The sequence below is a fragment of the Achromobacter sp. SIMBA_011 genome (assembly GCF_046535435.1).
In the GTDB taxonomy this organism is placed as follows: Bacteria; Pseudomonadota; Gammaproteobacteria; order Burkholderiales; family Burkholderiaceae_B; genus Achromobacter; species Achromobacter dolens.
Map to the genome: position 1 here is coordinate 1 of NZ_JAWRWN010000501.1, position 270 is coordinate 270.

Sequence of the window (270 nt, forward strand, 5' to 3'; positions counted from 1 at the left end):
GTGGCTCGACATCAAGGCGAGCATGTATCGCACGCCGATCCTCGTGCCCGCCGAAGTCGAATGCGGCGTGATCGGCTGCGCGCTGCTTGCGGCGACCGCATCGGGCCAATTCGGCACGCTCGGCGACGCCGTGCGCAAGTTCGTGCGCTTCGAGCGCGAAGTGCAGCCCGACCCGCGCGCGAGCGATCTCTACGACCGCATGATGCCGCTGTTCGAACGGCTCTACGTGAACGCGCAGCAGTTCTACGACGAACTCGACGCGCTGCAAGG

General features: G+C 66.3%; 1 pseudogene. It reads left to right on the top strand.

Annotated elements, in window-relative coordinates:
* Positions 1–270, top strand: a pseudogene (locus tag SB816_RS31895) (pentose kinase); the annotation flags it as partial.